General features: G+C 33.2%; 14 protein-coding genes. 4 read left to right on the top strand and 10 right to left on the bottom strand.

The window, feature by feature from the left end; all coding sequences use genetic code 11:
• Positions 1 to 541 precede the first annotated feature (541 nt).
• The 8 genes from AST99_RS13705 to trhO all read right to left on the bottom strand — a co-directional run bounded on the left by AST99_RS13705 (position 542) and on the right by trhO (position 11,412).
• Positions 542 to 3,181, bottom strand: coding sequence for a TonB-dependent receptor (locus tag AST99_RS13705; RefSeq protein WP_057782584.1), 2,640 nt, complete (start codon positions 3,179 to 3,181; stop codon positions 542 to 544).
• A gap of 78 nt (positions 3,182 to 3,259) precedes the next feature.
• Positions 3,260 to 3,985 (bottom strand): GLPGLI family protein, encoded by a 726-nt coding sequence (locus tag AST99_RS13700; protein ID WP_057782582.1) that lies wholly within the window; start codon positions 3,983 to 3,985, stop codon positions 3,260 to 3,262.
• A 356-nt stretch (positions 3,986 to 4,341) separates the two neighbouring features.
• The gene (locus AST99_RS13695; protein ID WP_057782580.1) at positions 4,342 to 6,660 is read right to left on the bottom strand and encodes a penicillin-binding protein 1A; all 2,319 of its coding nucleotides are present in this window, start codon (positions 6,658 to 6,660) and stop codon (positions 4,342 to 4,344) included.
• Positions 6,661 to 6,667: 7 nt separating this feature from the next.
• A complete protein-coding gene (locus AST99_RS13690; RefSeq protein ID WP_057782578.1) occupies positions 6,668 to 7,162 on the bottom strand; it encodes a gliding motility lipoprotein GldH in 495 nt (164 codons plus the stop codon).
• Entirely contained in the window at positions 7,149 to 8,654 is a 1,506-nt protein-coding gene (locus tag AST99_RS13685) for a regulatory iron-sulfur-containing complex subunit RicT (RefSeq protein ID WP_057782576.1), read from the bottom strand. Before AST99_RS13685 ends, AST99_RS13690 begins: the two co-directional genes overlap by 14 nt.
• A 200-nt stretch (positions 8,655 to 8,854) precedes the next feature.
• Positions 8,855 to 9,085 carry a ferredoxin gene (locus tag AST99_RS13680; protein ID WP_057782574.1) on the bottom strand — a complete coding sequence of 77 codons (231 nt, stop codon included), beginning with the start codon at positions 9,083 to 9,085 and terminating at the stop codon, positions 8,855 to 8,857.
• Entirely contained in the window at positions 9,085 to 10,329 is a 1,245-nt protein-coding gene (locus AST99_RS13675; RefSeq protein ID WP_057782572.1) for a peptidase U32 family protein, read from the bottom strand. Before AST99_RS13675 ends, AST99_RS13680 begins: the two co-directional genes overlap by 1 nt.
• Positions 10,330 to 10,332: 3 nt before the next feature.
• A complete protein-coding gene (trhO, locus tag AST99_RS13670; protein WP_057782571.1) occupies positions 10,333 to 11,412 on the bottom strand; it encodes an oxygen-dependent tRNA uridine(34) hydroxylase TrhO in 1,080 nt (359 codons plus the stop codon).
• Positions 11,413 to 11,694: 282 nt separating this feature from the next.
• Here trhO and recA point away from each other — a divergent pair, with 282 nt between their 5' ends.
• The 4 genes from recA (at position 11,695) to AST99_RS13650 (ending at position 15,317) form a co-directional block, all read left to right on the top strand.
• On the top strand, positions 11,695 to 12,702 hold the full coding sequence (recA, locus tag AST99_RS13665; RefSeq protein ID WP_057782569.1) for a recombinase RecA: 1,008 nt from the start codon (positions 11,695 to 11,697) through the stop codon (positions 12,700 to 12,702).
• 162 nt (positions 12,703 to 12,864) lie between these two features.
• Positions 12,865 to 13,332, top strand: coding sequence for a membrane lipoprotein lipid attachment site-containing protein (locus AST99_RS13660; RefSeq protein WP_057782567.1), 468 nt, complete (start codon positions 12,865 to 12,867; stop codon positions 13,330 to 13,332).
• Positions 13,333 to 13,353: 21 nt separating this feature from the next.
• The gene (locus AST99_RS13655; protein ID WP_057782565.1) at positions 13,354 to 13,899 is read left to right on the top strand and encodes an RNA polymerase sigma factor; all 546 of its coding nucleotides are present in this window, start codon (positions 13,354 to 13,356) and stop codon (positions 13,897 to 13,899) included.
• Positions 13,896 to 15,317, top strand: a complete 1,422-nt coding sequence (locus AST99_RS13650) for a hypothetical protein (protein ID WP_057782563.1) — start codon at positions 13,896 to 13,898, stop codon at positions 15,315 to 15,317. The genes AST99_RS13655 and AST99_RS13650 overlap by 4 nt, the downstream gene beginning before the upstream one ends.
• Positions 15,318 to 15,368: 51 nt before the next feature.
• Here the strand turns inward: AST99_RS13650 and AST99_RS13645 are convergent, their stop codons facing one another.
• A complete protein-coding gene (locus AST99_RS13645; RefSeq protein WP_057782561.1) occupies positions 15,369 to 16,127 on the bottom strand; it encodes a lysophospholipid acyltransferase family protein in 759 nt (252 codons plus the stop codon).
• Positions 16,128 to 16,283: 156 nt separating this feature from the next.
• Positions 16,284 to 19,487: a T9SS type A sorting domain-containing protein gene (locus tag AST99_RS13640; RefSeq protein WP_157486395.1), complete on the bottom strand. Its 3,204-nt coding sequence runs from the start codon at positions 19,485 to 19,487 to the stop codon at positions 16,284 to 16,286.
• Positions 19,488 to 19,824: the final 337 nt, after the last annotated feature.

The following is a 19,824-nucleotide window of genomic DNA, read 5'->3' as shown; positions in this document are numbered from 1 at the left end:
TGAATATTCATCCATCATGGCATCAGCAGATTCACAATCTACAATTGAAGTCACTTCAGGAATCCCATCACCTACACACATCTCCAGAGATATCAAGCCCCTTATTCTTATCAATACTAACATTACTTCCAAAAAAAGAAATAAATAATATACTTACTAATATTTTCATAATTTTTAAAATTTTAAACCTGTAATACTTTTAAACAGGTTGATTAATACGAATGTTTGGCTTCATAAAAAGCCTTGAAGTTTTATGGTTGAAGTTTTTTAAATAAGCTGGCGCCAGCTATGATCGATCTTGTATTCAGAAATTTATTAAGACTTCAAACTCAAGAAATTTCCTTCAACTTATCAAACGTAAAAAAAAAAAAGATTTTTTATTTTTTAATTTTATGAAAAACCTGCATTTCATCGAAAAACACTTAAAAACAAGGTTTTACATTACGGAAAAACCGTAGTTGGATAAATAAGACATAAAAAAACCATTCTAAAACAGTGTTGCACAATTTTAGGATGAGCTTAAAATATATTAAAGAAACACCTACAATTTATATTGTACTTTAAACAGCAACATTCTAGGCATAATGTATGTTTTACTATCACTTATAAGATAGTTTGAAAATGAATTTCCTTGCCTAAACGTGGTATTAAACATATTATGAGCACCTATTTCAAAACCCCAAGAACTATTTTCTCTCTGATAAAAAAGGGAAGCATTAGCATTATCGAAGGTGTTGTAAACGGCTTGATCTTTATGTTCAAAAATCTCTAATTCGTAATCTATTTTAAAAATAAATGCGTTTAAAAAATCGTATTCTACGGCAGCCGATAAAACATCTGTATTATAGGTGGTATTTAACCCAATAGCTTTATACAAGCTTATATTTTTTGAGTATTCTAGCTCAAGATTTGGCCATGTTTTAAAATGAGTTGATAGACCAGTCTTTACCATGACTGTTTTAGACGTATTCTTATTGATTTCGGAATTTAATAACTGATAGAAATTACTATAATTTGCATATCCAGTTAATTTAAATCTTAATCGGTTAATACGCTTAGAAATATTACCAAATATATTCCAACTGTCTTCTGGTCTATCAAAAAGTATAATAGTATTTACACTCTCTATGCCATCTAGCTGAGTTACATGTTTAAATTGCTTCTCTTTTTTATTGTATGCTGCCCTTATAGAGTAATTCAATCCTTTTAAAGTACTGTATTTAGAAAGCCGAAAACTAATGCGATGGTATAAATCGTGTTCCAGTTGTTCGTTACCTTTAAAAACACTATTAAAACTGCTTAATACATACCTACTTGCTAACTGTTCTACAGTTTGAAATTGCGCATTTAAATTATAATCTACATCTAAAGCATTACCGTTACTAAACTTTATTTCGGCATTAAATTGAGGTAATAGTAAATTTGTATTTCGGGTAGTAGCCAAATCGTATTGTTGCGTATTCCAGAAGTAAAAATGATAAAAAATACCGGGTTTGAGTGTAGCAATTCCCAACTGAAACTTATACTCCATCCCTATAAAATTATCGATAAATTGATAGGTAAAATCGTTACCAAATCCGGCGGAATCAAAATTATTTAGCATTCCATTACTTAACAATTGGGTATTGTTAGTATACAAATTACTAAAGGCTAATTGCGTTCCTAAAGTCGTATACACGTGGTTTTTTTCATTTAAAACCCAATAGTCTTTTACAACAGCATTTGCAGCATGAATATTCAACTTTTTAGTTTGAAGAATAGTATAAACAGTATCTGTTTCTAGCGGAATTAATCCTTCTAAAATATCTTCATCCGTGCGCCACTCTGTAAGCGGTTTATCATAACTAAAATTATAATCCATTTCTAAAGTAGCAGTATGATTTTTAGAAAACTTTCTAGTATAACGCAAATCCAAATTTAAGAATAACTGTTTTAGATTAGACTCTGTGTTAATGGTATTATTATCGTAAGTACTATTTGTATTTATATAATCTGTATTAGTGCTGTTAGCTATTTTAAATACAGTAGATAAGGCTAAATCTTCATTTGCACTAGGATCATAATCCAAGGTAATCTTACCAATCGTAAAAAAGGTTTGTAATTGGCTAATTGTTATCCGATCTTCTACAAATGGAGTATCATTATTTAAATATGTATTTGTAGTATTTCTTTGATTTTCAGAAGTTGCATTGTTTACAATAACATAAGCAGAAAGATCTGTTAACGGGGTTAATGCTCGTCTAACATTCAATGCACCAAATTGATTCGTATGCGCTTTATAATCTTCATTTTTTAAGTATGTAGAGAAGTCATCATTAGAAAGCGTATAGTAACTACCAGATTGTTTATTTAATTTAGAATATCCACCTTCAAAGTCGACATAATCACGGAATGTAAAACTTTTATGTCCTGTGTTATTTACATCGCCTATAAAGTTAAAAGTAGATTCTGGACTATAATAAAATAAAGTGGGATGCACGACATAACGGTCTTTAACACCTCCTCCAGCTTCCAAATCTCCGAACCAAAATTGTTTTTTATTTTCTTTTAATTTTATGTTCATGGCTAAAATTTCGCTATTCTGTAAATTTTTAAGCATAGCCACATCGGTATAATTATCTAACAATTCTATCCGATCTATAGCATCTGCAGGCAAATTATTTATAGCCAGTTTAGTTCCTCCTGTAAAAAATGTTTTATTTTCTACCAATACTTTACTTACAGGTTTACCATTAGCCGTTACTTTTCCATCACGATCGACCTCTATCCCTGGTAATTTTTTTAAAACATCTCGTAATTTTCGCTCTTCTCCAGTAACAAATGAATCTGTTCTGTAACTTATTGTATCGCTTTTAATAGAAATAGGTGGCGTATAGGCTATATCTACCTGATCTAACTGACTGGTTTGTATTGGCATTATAAAGTTTTTCTTGTTGTTTTCAGTTATAGAAAACACTTTAGCATATTGTGTCTCATGCCCCAGATGGCTAACTGTGATTGTATACCTAACACCAGGTGTTAAATTTAACCTATAAAAACCAGAATTATCGGTAATAGAAAAGTTCACTTTAGTAGAAGTAGAATCTGGCACAGCTAAAATATTGGCATATTCTAATGGCATTTGTAAGCTATCTTTTACTGTTCCGCTTAATGTAATTTGCTGTGTATAGGCCGTAGCCATAAACAAAAAAAAGATACAAAAGAATACGTAGGTTTTACAATGCACCAAGTTAGTTAATGGATATAATTAATAAAAAAATTAAAATTTAGCACGACTAGCACGATAAGCTTCTCGAGTTATTGGTTTGCCTTCTGTTAGTTTATTTATGGTTTTATCTACATTATATTTAATTGATGTAGCATAATAAGTACGAGGTCCAATACTAGCCTCTAAAATTAATCCTGGTAAATTTCCAAAAGATTTGGGTCCGAAGGGTACAGCAATTTCAGGAGTAAACCAAACAGAAATATCTGGAGACATGTCGCTATACCCGTACACTTTTTTTCCTGTGTTTAAATTAGCTTTGTAACAAGTTTGTTTTCCTATTTTTTTTGTTTCTGTAGTAATATCCCATTCTACCTTTTCTTCTTTAAGCGTTAAAAGTAATAAGCCATCTCCACTAGACATAAAGTTCTCCAACCAGATCTTATCTTTTAAATTTTTATAGAACTTAGAATCCTTCTCGCGATTGTACAGAGTTACGAGGTTATTATTTCCTCCTTCAGACTCCATACCAACCTCTATAGGATTTAACCAAAATAAAGATTCATAATTATTAAATAATAAGGTGTAATTAAATGCATCGTAACCCGAACGCGAATTTACAATAGTATTTATTTCAGATTTAGAGTATTTATCAGTCATCTTCTCAGATAAATTCGCAAAATTTAAAACTGTTTTATAAGTTACTTCTGTAACCGTATTTTGTGCAAATACTGTAGAAAAACATAATAGTAATAACAGCCCGCATATATTTTTTTTCATAATTTTTAGACTTTTAAATAGCTTGATTAATACGAGTGTTTGGCCTCATAAAAAACCTTAAATTTTTATGGTTGAAGTTTTTTAAATAAGCTGGCGCCAGCTATATCGATCTTGTATTCAGAAATTAATAAAGACTTCAAACTCAAGAAATTTCCTTCAACTTATCAAACGTAAAAAAAAAAAAGATTTTTCATTTTTTAATTTTATGTAAAACCTGTATTTCATCGAAAAAAACTTAATTACAAGATTTTACATTACGGAAAAACCGTAGTTGGAAAAATAAGACATAAAAAAACCATTCTAGAACAGTGTTGTACTGCTCTAGAATGGTCGTTAATTTATTTTAAGAATATGATTTAGAAATCTAAATCGTCTACTGTACCTTGGTTTTGAAGCGCATCTGAATCTGATGCATTTCCTGAGGCATCGCAATCTACTCGAATTGTTAATGTTTCTGGTTCTTTAAAAGCTTCCGTAGAGATATTTAAATCTTCATCGGCATAACACTTAGACATATACGACCCCCAAATTGGTAAGGCCATAGATGCTCCTTGTCCGTATGTAATAGATCTAAAATGCACAGCTCTATCTTCTGCACCTACCCAAACACCTGTTACTAAGTTAGGCACCATACCCATAAACCAACCATCACTTTGGTTTTGTGTTGTTCCTGTTTTACCAGCAATGGGGTTTGTTAATTTGTATGGATATCCCGTCATAATTTCTCGATACATAGCATTCCATTTTTCTGCACCTTGTGTTCTTAATCGGGCTCCCGAACCGCTTTCTGTAACACCTTCTAAAAGTTTTACAGTTACATAAGCCACTTCTTCACTTAAAACATCTTTGGTTTTTGGTGTGAATTGGTATAAAATGGTATTGTTTTTATCTTCTACACTAGTAACCATTACCGGCTCTGTATACACCCCTTGATTTGCAAATGTAGCATATGCAGCCACCATCTCGAATACGCTTAAATCTACCGTTCCTAAAGCTATTGAAGGCACTTCTGGTATTTCGGTAGTCACCCCTAATTTATGTGCCATATCTATAACATGTGATGGTCCAACCTTATCCATTAAACGTGCTGTAATGGTATTCACAGAGTTGGCTAAAGCATTTTTAAGTGTTCGTGTCCCTCCATATGTTAGACCTGAATTCTCCGGAGTCCAATCTTTTAAATTTCCCCAACGGCCTTCTTCAATAGTATAAGGTACATCTGGAAATTCGTCGCAAGGCGATAAATGTAATTGATCTATGGCTGTTGCATACACAAAAGGTTTAAATGTAGATCCTACTTGGCGTTTTCCTTGTTTCACGTGATCATACTGAAAATGACGATAGTTCATCCCTCCAACCCATGCTTTTACATGTCCTGTTTCTGGATCCATAGACATCATTCCTGGATGTAAAAACTTCTTGTAATAACGCATAGAATCTAAAGGCTTCATTATTGTATCAATATCGCCTTGCCATGAAAACAACGTCATAGGAATTGGGGTATTAAACGATTTGATAATCTCTTCATCAGATTTCTTCATTCGTTTCATCTTTCTCCAACGTTCTGACTGACGCATAGAACGCTTCAATAACCCATCTACTTCGTCTTTGGTTAAACCTAAAAATGGTGTGGTAGGATTACGATCTGGTGTATTCTGAATATCAAATTCTTTTTGTAAATCAATCATATGGTTTTGTACCGCTTCTTCTGCATATTGCTGCATACGCGAATCGATAGTGGTATACACCTTTAAACCGTCTCCATATAAATTGTATTTGGTACCGTCTGGTTTTGGATTTTTATTAATCCAATCTTTCATAAACTTCTTTAAATACTCTCTAAAATAGGTCGCTATACCTTCTCTATGCGATTCTGGAGTATAGTTTAAATCTAAATCGGTTTGTTGTAACGAATCTTTTACACGTTCTGTGATGTAGCCATATTTTTGCATTTGTGCTAATACTACATTTCTACGATTCTTTACACCTACAGGGTTAGATCTCGGATTGTATAAAGAAGAATTCTTAAACATCCCAACAAGCATTGCAGATTCTTTTAAATTTAAATCTTTAGGCTGCTTACCAAAATAAATGTTTGAAGCACTTTTAATCCCATCTCCGTTATTTCCAAAATCGTAGATATTAAAGTACTGTGCTATAATTTCTTCTTTGGTATACTGACGCTCTAAACGAATAGCTATAATCCATTCTTTAACTTTCTGGCCAATACGTTCGACTATATTTTTAGAACCTTCACCATGAAACAATAGTTTTGCTAATTGTTGCGAAATGGTACTGGCACCACCGCCTTTTCCCATTTTAGCAAAAGCTCTTAATGTACCACGACCATCGATTCCAGAATGCTCATAAAAACGAATATCTTCGGTAGCTACTAAAGCATCAATTAAATTCTGAGACAAAGATTCGTAACCTATTGGCGTACGGTTATCGTTAAAATAAAATTTCCCTAGCGTTTTTCCGTCTGAAGAAATAATTTCTGTAGCGAGGTTGGTTTTAGGATTTTCTAAAACCGTGTGATCTGGTAAATCACCAAATGCGGAAGCTGATAAAAACAGCAAAACAAAAGCGATAACGCCAGTTAGGAAAAGAGCCCAAAACCAACGAACATACTTAGCATTGCTTTGCTCTTTTACCGGTTGTTTCTTTTTTGCCATAATTGTATTAATGTGTTGATGGTTTTTCTATTCTAAATCCAACATCTGTTATGCCCTCAAGGTTTGTTACACCATTTACCTTGCCACTTTCTCTCATGGCTTGTTGAATACTTACTGTATACGTTCCAGATTCGTTTAAAATAAATCCTTCTTTATACCACAATTTATTTTCTTTTATACTATTAAAACCTTCGCCTAAAAACTCGCCATTTGGTTTTGCCATTTTATACTCCAAAGTGTCTGTAATGGTTTTACCATGAGGAAATTCCATACCTACAATTAAAAATAAATTGCTGTATTTATAAGCATCATCATTTCTAACATTTATAAATAAATTATAGGCATTTGTAGTATCTGGAGGAGTAAAATTAAACTCAACCACTTGTTCTTTATTCCATGATCCTGGCACCGATTTATAGGCATCGAACATCTGGTTTGAGTCGCAAGATGTCATTACAAAAAATAAGCCTAATAAAACTAAAATCGCACTACTGTTTTGCATTGGTATTCGGTTTTGGTTTTGATGTTGTATTCGGTTTTGCCTTAGCATTAGGATCAGGCTTAGTGTTTGGGTTTTGATTAGGATTTTGAGAATTCTGCTTGTTCTGCGGCTTTCTCTTATTTCTATTTCTGCTATTCCTAGATTTTGGCTTAGTTCCGCCCTCAGTAGCATTTGGATTTGCTTTTGCATTAGGGTTAGGTTTAGGCTTAGCGTTTGTATTTGTGTTTTGTTTTGCGTTCGGGTTTTGCTTTGCTTTTGCCGTAGGATTCTGACTTGCTCTTGCAGGTTTCTTTCTAACTTGTCTTTTTACTGCCGGCTTAGTCTCTACACCACTTGCATTTGTATTATCGTTTGATTTATTTGAATTTGAATTTCTGTTTGTTCTACGTCTTTTCGTTTTCTTTGGCTGATCGAAACGCGTCAAACTATCTTGACCTACAACGTTCTCAAACTCAACTTTAGTATCTTCTAATAAATCTACAGCATATTCTTCCAAACTACCAACGGGTTCGTTTTTCTTATTTAATGCAATGATTTCCTGAGCTTGTTCAGTCGTAATCTTGTGCCAATTCATCCATTCCCCTTCATAAGCATACCACATATGTCCTTTGAAAATATCGGTTTTCTGACATACAGCAGTTCCTTTTTGAGTTTTAAGCTTTACTTCTGTTTTAGGGAATGCTTTTAATGCATCTAAATAGGTATCTAACTCGTAATTTAAACAACATTTTAACTTGCCACATTGTCCTGCTAATTTTTGCGGATTTAGTGATAATTGCTGATATCTGGCAGCAGAGGTACTTACCGATCTAAAATCTGTTAACCAAGTAGAGCAACACAATTCACGACCACAAGACCCGATACCTCCTAAACGCGCTGCTTCCTGACGGAACCCAACTTGTTTCATCTCTATACGCGTTCTAAATTCGCGAGCAAATACTTTAATTAATTCTCTAAAATCTACACGTTCTTCTGCAGTATAATAGAACGTGGCTTTACTAGCATCTCCTTGATATTCGATATCCGAAATCTTCATATGAAGTTTTAAATCAATTGCGTATTGTCTCGCTTTAACCTTCATAGGCTCTTCTTTATCTCGAGCTTCAGACCAAATATCAATATCGCGTTGCGATGCTTTTCTGTATATTTTTAAGATGTCTCCATCTTGCGGAATCTTTTTACGTTTCATTTGCACTCTTACCAATTCTCCGGTAAGCGTAACCATACCAATATCGTGACCATTTGCAGCTTGAGTCGCTACAATATCACCAATACTTAAGGTTAAATTTTCTGTATTTTTATAATACTCTTTTCGTCCGTTTTTAAAACGCACTTCAATCCAATTAAAAGGGGCTTCACCATTTGGAAGCGACATATTCGCTAACCAATCGAAAACCGTTAGTTTGTTACAACTATCCGTCCCACATGTTCCGTTACTTTTGCAGCCTTTAGGTTGGCCGTCTTTTCCTGTTGAACAACTTTCACAAGCCATAAATTATGTATATATAGATTCTGCTAATCAGCGACTAACAGAAGAGAATTAGTAAAATGAAATTTCAATTCTTAAAACTTCAGTCAATTATGAGTAGGTTAAACCTTAGGCTCACTTTGATTTGTAAAGATATGATTATTCTAAAGACTTGAAAAAAAGAAATTTTAATTCGATCTACACCAAAAACCTAACCCACTTCATTATTTATTCTTAACACTAATAATATTCACCGGACAAGCTTTTGATGCATTTTCGCAAACCTCTAAGATAGAATAATCATTACTCTTCAATGTAAAGAATCCCTTTTTTTCCTGCCCGTGTAGCAATACCGTTTTTCCGTCTTTTTTAGACATCTGAAATTGTTGTGGCGCCATTTCTACACAATAATTACAACCAATACATTTATTACGTTGTAGCGTGATTATAACCATTATACTTCCACTTTATTTTCAACAATCTTATAAAGTTTATCTGAGGGACGCACTCTAAATGGTAATGGAATAGTCACTAAATCGCCTTTAGAGCCTTTATCCGATTTTTTATCGTTAGCCATAAGTTCTTCCACTTTCATTTCTTGAGCTCCTGTCGTTGGTCCTGTAATTAAAATGGTATCGCCTACAGCAACATCGAAGGCTTCTATTTTAAACTCTCCAATTTGAGCTTTCGGATAAAAATGGGTGCCTTTACCAATATACACTTTCTTTTGTGTGGCATGCGATCCAGAACCATTACTCCACTCCCCTAGTTTCTGCCCTAAATAATAACCACTCCAGAATCCGCGATTATACACTTTTTCAAGTTCCTGCATCCAGCCAATCACTTTTTCTTTATCGTATGTTCCTGCTGCAACACTATCTATTGCATCGCGATAACATTTGATCACTTTTGCAACATACTCAGGTGCACGACCACGACCTTCAATTTTTAAGACTTTAATTCCTGCATCAACAATTTCGTCTAAGAAATCGATAGTACACAAATCTTTAGGCGACATGATATACTCATTATCCAATTCCATTTCGAAACCGGTTTCCTGATCGATTACCGTATACTTTTTTCGGCAATTTTGCTTACAAGCTCCACGATTGGCAGACGAATTAGCCGAATGTAAACTCATATAACATTTTCCTGAAACCGCCATACATAAGGCACCGTGACCAAAAATTTCAATTTCAACCAAATTTCCCGAAGGCCCTTTGATTTGTTCCTTTTCTATGGCTTCGGTAATTTTTTTAACCTGACGTAAGCTCAACTCCCGGCTTAACACCATAGTATCTGCAAACAAGGCATAAAATTTTACCGTTTCTATATTTGTAACGTTAATTTGTGTAGAAATATGCACTTCCATGCCAAGCTCTCTAGCCATAGCAATTACGGCCTGATCCATCGCTATCACAGCTGTAATTTGTGCAGCTTTAGCTTGTTTTATAAGCGTTTTTACAATCGATAAATCATGATCGTAAATAATAGTATTTAAGGTTAAATACGTTCTAACGTTTTTCTCCTCGCAGCGTCTAGCAATCTCTGGAAGATCCTCTAACGTGAAATTCACTGTAGCACGCGCTCGCATATTTAGTTGTTCTACACCAAAATATACCGAGTTTGCACCATTATCTAGAGCGGCCTGCAAAGATTCAAAATTCCCTGCCGGCGCCATTAATTCAATATGTTGCATAGCTTATCCTTTTATAGAATCTGTATTCAGGGTTTCAAAAATATTTCGGAGATCTTTTTTATACGGCAAATGGTCTGCGCGTCCTTTTTTAAAGATGTCGTTACTATTACCTTGTCCTTTACGTAATGCTTTTTGCTCTTCGTAAGGTAAACTATGAATTTCTTTACATGTTGTCGAGCAACACCCATCCATTTCTGCCTTACATTTTTCACATTGAATAAATAATAAGTGGCACGCATCATTTGCACAGTTTTCGTGTGTATCTGCAGGTTCTCCACATTGGTGACAACACGCAATAACATCGTCTGTAATACGTTCTGAACGACGCTCGTCGAACACAAAGTTTTTACCTAAAAAATTATTTTCAATTTTACTTTCGTTGACTTGTCTGGTATATTCAATAATACCACCTTCTAGTTGAAACACATTTTTAAAACCTTTATGCTTAAAGTAAGCACTTGCTTTTTCACAACGTATTCCACCAGTACAATACATAACCAGTTTTTTATCGTCTTTATGCGCTTTTAAATCATTTTCAATTATGGGTAACGACTCTCTAAACGTATCGACATCTGGACGACGTGCATTTTTAAAATGCCCAATCTCACTTTCGTAATGATTACGCATATCTACCAAAATGGTATTTTCGTCTTCTATTAATTCGTTAAACTGAACAGCATCTACATGTCTCCCTTTGTTAGTAACATCAAACGTGTTATCGTTTAAACCATCGGCAACAATCTTGTCACGTACTTTTACCTTCAATTTTAGAAACGACATATTATCTTGCTCTACAGCAATATTTAATCTGATGTCTTTTAAAAATGAAATAGAATCTAAATGGGTTTTAAATGCATTGAAGCGATCTGCTGGTAAAGATAATTGTGCATTTATGCCTTCGTGAGCGACGTAAATTCTTCCTAGAACGTCTAACGCATCCCAAGCAATAAATAGCTGATCTCTAAATGTATGAGGATTTTCAATTTTGGCGTACTGATAGAAAGACAGTGTTAATCGATCTTTTCCTGCTTTTTCGATTAACTCTGCACGTTCTTTAGCACTTAATTTATTGTACAGTTGCATGCTATACTAATGTTTTAAGGTTAAAAAATATGCTACAAATGTACATTAATTAGGTAAAACACTAAATTTTTAATCTAAAAAGCACAGGTTTATCTGAAAAACATATATAAAATAGACGTTAATTATTGCCATTAACAAAGGCCTATCTTTTTATTATCAATAATTTTGCGTATTTTATTTGTCTGTACACAACCTAATAAAAAGGTTACTAGATAAATTGTTAGATGAACAAAAGAAATAGTATTTTAGCAACTCCTATTTTTAGAATAAAAACACAATTAAATGAGCAAGGAAAAAGAAGCAAAACTAAAAGCGTTACAGCTTACTTTAGATAAATTAGACAAGACTTACGGTAAAGGTACTGTAATGAGAATGAGCGACAAAGCTGTCGTTGAGGTTGAAGCAATACCAAGTGGATCTTTAGGTTTAGATTTAGCTTTAGGTGTAGGCGGATACCCAAGAGGACGTGTTATAGAAATATACGGACCAGAATCTTCTGGTAAAACCACATTAACTTTACATGCAATTGCAGAAGCTCAAAAAGCTGGTGGAATCGCTGCATTTATTGATGCAGAGCATGCTTTTGATAGATTTTACGCTGCTAAATTAGGTGTAGATATAGATAACTTAATTATTTCTCAGCCAGATCACGGAGAACAAGCTCTTGAAATAGCTGAAAACTTAGTACGTTCTGGTGCTATAGATATTGTAGTTATTGACTCGGTTGCAGCTTTAACACCTAAAAGTGAAATTGAAGGTGAAATGGGAGATTCTAAAATGGGATTACACGCCCGTTTAATGTCTCAGGCACTTCGTAAACTTACAGGATCTATTAGCAAAACCAACTGTACCATGTTTTTCATTAACCAATTACGTGAAAAAATTGGTGTTATGTTTGGTAATCCAGAAACAACAACGGGTGGTAATGCATTAAAATTTTATGCTTCTGTACGTTTAGATATCCGTAGATCTACTCAGATTAAAGATTCTGATGGAAATGTGATGGGTAACAAAACCAAAGTAAAAGTGGTTAAAAACAAAGTGGCTCCTCCATTTAAAATAGCAGAATTCGACATTATGTACGGACAAGGTGTTTCTAAAGTAGGAGAAATTTTAGATTTAGCAGTAGAATTAGAAATTGTTAAGAAAAGTGGATCATGGTTTAGCTACCAAGACACCAAATTAGGACAAGGACGTGATGCTGTAAAAGTCATGATAAAAGATAACCCAGAATTGTTTGAAGAACTTGAGGTTAAAATTAAAGATGCTATTAAAGCTATGAAAGAATAATGTTTCAACTTAAAAACATTTAATTTCAACAATTTGAATTTCAATATATTAAGCTCTAAAAACGATCTTATATAATTTAAATCCCGATTTATTTCGGGATTTTTTTGGTTTTCAACGCAACCTTTATAAATTATTTACATCTAATAAGAAAACATACTACACATGAAAAAACTACTTTTCCTTTTTGTTACCGTATTAACATTAGCGTCTTGTGATACTGATGATGATTATTATTCTGGGTATACTTATGAATACTTGCCCACAGAAGCTGCTACAGTCCCTGAAGACATGATGGTTAGTGAAACCTATGAAATTTCAATTACTTACATTCAGCCAACATCTTGTCATGCTTTTAATTCATTATTTTATTATAAAAGCACAGAAAATATAGAAGACGAAGATGGCTTAGAAGATCCTGTACAAACAGAAGTAAGAACTATTGCTGTTATTAATAGCGTTGCTGAAGGTTCTGATACAGATTGCGAAGAAATTAATGAGGAAGTTGAAACCTCTTTTACTTTTGTACCTGAAGTGGCAGGAACCTATCTCTTTAAATTTTGGGTAGGATCTGATGAAGATGGAGAAGATATATTTTTAGAAATTGAAAGAGAAATAGTAGACCAAATTTAATCTTTCTAAACCAGAACCCTTTTGAGTTTAGAGCAGCTAATACATAATTGCAAACGAAACAAACTTAAAGCTCAAAGTGAATTATATACGCTGTATTCTAGCAAACTATATTCCATTTGCTTAAAGTATTCGCGAAACACAGCAGAAGCTCAAGACAATCTGCAGGATGCTTTTTTGACCATATTTAGTAAAATAGGTCAGTTTGAAAATAAGGGTTCTTTTGAAGGTTGGTTAAAACGTATTACCATTAACACTGCTTTACAACGCTATAGAGAAAAAGGTGTTTTTGATATTATAAATGAAGATATTATAGATGAAACCGTAGAGGTTAAAGACCATGAAAATCTGTCGTTAGATTACCTTTTAAATGTAATCCAAACGCTACCAAACAGGTATAGATTAGTTTTTAACCTTTACGTATTAGACGGCTATTCTCACAAAGACATTTCTGAAATGTTAAATATCACTATCGGAACGTCTAAATCTAATTTAGCACGTGCTCGGTTATTCTTACAGAAGAAAATTGAAGAAGACAATTCCAATCTTGAATCACAATCAATCTCATGAGTGATAAAAAACACATAGACCGTTTATTTCAAGAACAACTGAAAAACCTTGATAAAGCACCAGACCCAAAAGTTTGGAGCGCTATTGAAGCGCAATTAAAAGAAGACAAGAAACGCAAACGCATCATTCCAATTTGGTGGTATGGCACAGGTGCTGCCGCACTACTATTGTTGTTTTTAACTTTAAATTTTTTCAATTCTAGCTCTACCAATCCTACATTACCTTTTTCCCCAAATAGTAAGACGGTAAACTCACCCAAATCTACCATAACACCTCCTGAAACGGAGTCGACAGCGGTTTCAATAACAGATATAGACACAAGAAGCGACACGGTAAAGACTCAGAAAAAAACCGATAAGCATTCTGGTCTAGTTAATAACACAGAACCGCATTACAACACTACTAAAAAGTCAGAGTCACAAAATATAAATAGTAAAATAGCTACTTCTAAACCAGATAAAAGTGCAATTAAAACATACAAAACAAAACAAAACCACAACACATTAGAGCATATAGATTCTAATAAAAATCAAAATCCAGCCATTGTTGAAAACACAAAAGAAGATTCAACAGTTGACTCTCAAAACACAAAACAATCTTCAAACCCTTTATTAGACAAAACCAACACACTAGACTCTTTAAGTATTGAAGAAGCCATTGCAAACACTAAAACAACTCCCAAAACAAATGAAACCTCTAAAAAATGGGATATAAAGCCTAATGTTGCTCCTGTTTATTATAATAGCTTAGGCTCTGGATCTCATTTAGATGCTCAGCTGGTAAATAATTCTACATCTGGGCAAATAAATGCGAGTTACGGTGTTGGTGTAGGATACGCTGTAAATGATAAACTAAAAATAAGATCGGGTGTTAATAATCTGAACTTAAGCTTTAATATTAATGATGTGGCAACATATCAGAACGCCTCTACAATAAGCACAAATAGCGTTCAAGGTCTTGAAAATCTATCAACATCTAGCGGAGCTGAAAACATATCTTTTTATAGCAACTCTTCGCTGTACACACAAGATGCTTCCGTTTTTAACACAAGCAATAGCAGTAGTGAAATAAACCAAAATATAAGTTATTTTGAAGTCCCTTTAGAGTTAGAATACCATGTTATTAATAAACGTTTAGGAGTTAGCTTAATAGGTGGTTTTAGTACATTTATTTTAGAAGACAATCGTGTATATTCCGAAGGCAATAGCAATAGAATATACATAGGTGAAGCGACAAATATTAATACCTTTAGTTTTAGTACAAACTTTGGAATTGGCTTGGATTACAACTTAACCAAACGCTTAAACTTTAATTTAGAACCTACTTTTAAATATCAATTAAACGCATTTAGTAATACGTCAGGTAGCTTTAAGCCCTATATTATTGGTATATACACCGGGTTTAATTATCAGTTTTAAAGCGGAATAAATTTCTCTAAATCTTAGCTGAGATAAAAATTAAGAATATTACTAGCGAAAGGATTTATTTTGCGTTTTAAATTCTTGCAATTGATTTAAAATAATATCGCGAGATCGTGTTTTAAGCGCTTTACAATCGTCTTTAAGCGTAAGCCCATTTGTAGATAAAAACGTGTGCATATGTACGCGCATTTTTCCTGGACCTCCGCTAAAAAAATCGAATGAGAATCGTTTTTTATTATCGGCGAATGTAATAGGCACTACAGGAATGTTATGATTAATAGCTAAACGGAAAGCACCATCTTTAAATTGATCTAAAAGAATATCCTCGTCGGACACCCCACCTTCTGGAAAAATACAAATACTTAAACCCGATTTTAAACGGCGTTCTGCTTGCTCGAATACGGCGTGTCTGCTTCTAAGGCTATCGCGATCTACCAATATACAAGTACGCTTATAAAAGAAACCAAACAAAGGCATTTTAGACAATTCTTTTTTACCAACAAATACAAATGGATTTTTTACTGTAACCAACATTAGCATAATGTCTGTCATAGACGTATGGTTGGCTATAAACATATAACTCTTATGTATATCTGGAACCTCATCGCGTTCGATTCGCCATTGAAACCCCATACCAATTAAAATAAACTTAGACCACAGTCTAGCCATTTTAAAGAAATACGGATACCAAGATTCTTTAAGTATAGAAATTAAAAGAAAAGGTAGAAGTACTAAAATTGGTATAGCAACTAAAATATAGAACCACACTCTATATAAAATCCAGAATATATATTTAAATATTTTCATACTGATCAAAAATACATAATTGAATTAAAGTAGAAGTACACATTCTGTGATTAAAATAAGCTACACCTATTTTATAGTTTTAGTGATTAAAACTACAGTCTTCCGATAACCTTAGAATAAGAAAAGGTTAAACAGAAGACTTCAGTTTATATGTTTTTAATTGATTAATTTTTTGGTTACCACTTGTCCTTCACCTAATGTAATAGAAACAATATATCCGCCTCTTGAGTATGAGAACGGCATACTAAACTCATTACTTTGATTAGCCGATTTATAATTAACAACTTGTTTTCCTGTAATATCAAAAACCTGAACATTACTTATAGTTTTACTAGACTTAACGTATAAGGTGCTATTATTTATATAGGCAAATGTATTATCTATTACCGTTTCGTCTACCGCTAAAAGATTCTCGTTACTTGAAGTGTATACTAAAACAAATCGATCTTTAGTTTCTCCTGCAACCGCTGTGAAACTATATGGAGTATCTCTTAAATCATGTTCAACATCCAAATACGTATCTTTTAAATAAATATCTTGATTATCTTCTAAAAATATACTCCCTTCAAGATTATCTATAGCTATAGTGTATGTTCCATTTTCTGTTACATCTATTCCTAATTGTACCTCATCCGAATCTAAAAACGGCAATGGACGTCCTTGAATAACCAATTTTTCATCTGCTATCAATGAATATATTTGAAAGTCGTTACTGTTCACATAAGCATCATAAAGCCTGTCTTTTTCATAAGTCGCACCATCTACATACCCTATTAGAGTACTCATAGATAGATTATCTTGGTTTACAACACTTAACCAAACCAATTGTTTTTCTGTTTCAGATTCAGTAGATTCTGACTCTGTAGTTGTTCTGAAAAAGTCTGAATTATCATAATCATTTTCTGAAGTATCATAACGCATATCATTTTCAAATTCGACAGTATTTGATGAGTTATTATCAACTTTAACAAAAAACGCTTGGCCTGCTGCAATATTTCCATCAAAATCTACAGATGATGGCACAGAGCCTACACCATTATATACTAAATAATCGTCTGCATTGTAGTTATAAGTGAAATCTTCATAAAAATCACTAGGCAGTGTATTTGATAATTCTGTATTGTGCATCCATAAACTCACACTTCCTTCAATATTAGTGTTTTCTATTAAAAACGCATCTGCATTTATTGCCGAAGGATATGGATTTCCTATCAAATTAAAATCTCGATCATCACTACTTGGTCTCTTTCCGCCACTAGATCTCTCTACAGCAACACTTATTTCTGAATTATTGGGAGTTCCAACAAAACTTGTAGTAAACGAAGTTGCACTCGGCACGCGTGCAATATAACCTACTCCCGCAATCATTTCTTCACTTGTTACTGAAATCCAATCTCCAACTGTTCCATTTGCATTAGGTTCTGTCGGATCCCATTTATATGCTCTTGTGTTTGAAATACTAGATATATTAAACCCTTCTACTGGCGAAGACCAATACACATAATCTAAATCATGTAAATTATCGGCTAAACGGTTCATTGTAATATCTCCTGAATTTATATTACCATATGCATCATTAATCTGCACTAAACTTGCATTATTTTCTAAAGTATAACTACCAGAACCTTCTACATTTATTTCATTGTACAATACCATAGAATTACCTGATGGAATAACGACTGTATTACCTGAAGACACTGTACAATCGCAACCTATAAGATCTACATTTTCATTATAATCTTCTGAGAAAACTAAACTTTTATCCTGATCATTAACTGTTATATTTTGATCTATATATTCTTGAGAAAGATTCCAAGACGTTCCATCCCAATATGTTGGAACCGAACCTTCTGAGAGCGTGATAGTAGGGGTTACTGTACCATATCCGTTAGATATTTCTAATTTATAAACTCCTAAATCATCAGTTTCTACATTACTTACCGAATAAGTGTCTGTAGTAGCTCCAGTAATTTCGCTATCATCTTTATACCATTGATAACTTAAATCTTCTATCGGATCACCTGTTGCTGTTCCTCCTATATTTGCTGTAATATCAAAAACAATATCTGATGTACTAGGAAGTCGACATACATATCTTGAACTTATATACGAATCTACCACTGGTGCTCTTGACACAAAAGCAGATGCATTATAAGCTAAGAAAGCCATATCTGCAGTTCCACCAGCTGCTAAATTAATTTTATAAACATCTTCTATGTTATCTGTTGTAATATCAAAATCATCAAAATGTAACGCAAACAACTTTAAAGCCCTGGTATTATCTGCGGTTTGCCCTCTTTGAGTTGGTACTGCATCCTCATAACTCACACCATTAGTTACACTAAACAAGTCCATGCGCCAATATGCAAGATTATTGGCGGTTTCATGAATATACAGTCTTATAGGTGTTCCTACAACATTTCCTCTTTCATCTTGATAATAATAAATATCATATCCTCCAGCTGCAGCTATTTGAGTAATAATTAAGTCAGGAACAATATCTCCAATAGCATTAGGTTCTCCATCTGGACTGTTAAACTCTATACTTATATCGCTATTAAAATTGGTAACACCCGTTCCTAAATCCAATCCATTTTTACCATCTGTAATCATTTCTAAGATCTTTAAATCTAAAATGTCTTGAGAAGTAATCGTTGTACCTTCACCTACTTCACCGTCTACCAAATCTCCAACTTCTATATAATTAGATGAATTTGTTACTCCTATAACTCCGTTAGTAGAATAAGCTTGAAACGTTTGTTCTTGAAAAGTAATACTTTTAGACGTTAATAAATCATCATCTACACCTGTAGAATACGTCACATCATTATAGGTAAACGCTAAAAGTTCGTGCCTATCATTTGGCCAAGTATTCTGATCGCTTGCGCTATACCACCCTGATCGCCAATACCCATTACCATTATAATCCCAATTGGTAAATATTTCAGTTATTTTATCAAAAAACTTACTATCAGCTGTATTTGTAGTATTACTTGCTTTATTCTTGTAACCTATATAATCAATATTTCTATTTACGCCTGCAGCTAAAGTTACACCTGAAATTCGTAACGATTGATTTAAAACATCGGCTGTACCTGTTTTAGAAACTGTTAAAGAAATTTCAGTAGTACTTACTAAAGTTACATCTTCTACAGCAATATTATCTATAGATACAGTAGACCTAACAGCTTCTGTTAAACCAGTACCATAAATCGTGATTTTTGTCTGAGAAGTTACCCTTGTTGGATAAATATCGGTTACCGTTTGTGAGAAAACAGAGGCTGATATAAATAATATTAAAATTGGTAATATTTTTTTAAAAAACATTAAAAAATAGTCGGGAGTAGTAGTATTTTTCACGAGCTTATTATTAGAAATTGGGGCTATAATTAACTTATTTTACCACTAACTTACGATTTAAAAAAAATTAAAATCAATTTTTTTTAAGAAAAAAACTACACAGTAACCGAACCCAACCTTGCATTTCATCGATATTATACGCTATTCATGGATGTTATTGCCTAAAAATCAAAAACTTAATACTTTTCAAATTTCGATTTCAAGTTGTATTTTTATTTTATTTAAAATTTAAAAAGCACCATGCTTAGTCTATAAAAAATGGTGTTTTCACCTTAAAATCATATTTTTTACTTAATTCACAAATTCTTTCTTTTACTTAGAAATAGAATTAAGTATT

It is taken from the genome of Formosa algae (genome assembly GCF_001439665.1).
In the GTDB taxonomy this organism is placed as follows: domain Bacteria; phylum Bacteroidota; class Bacteroidia; order Flavobacteriales; family Flavobacteriaceae; genus Formosa; species Formosa algae.
This window is presented reverse-complemented; position numbering and strand designations above follow the sequence as displayed.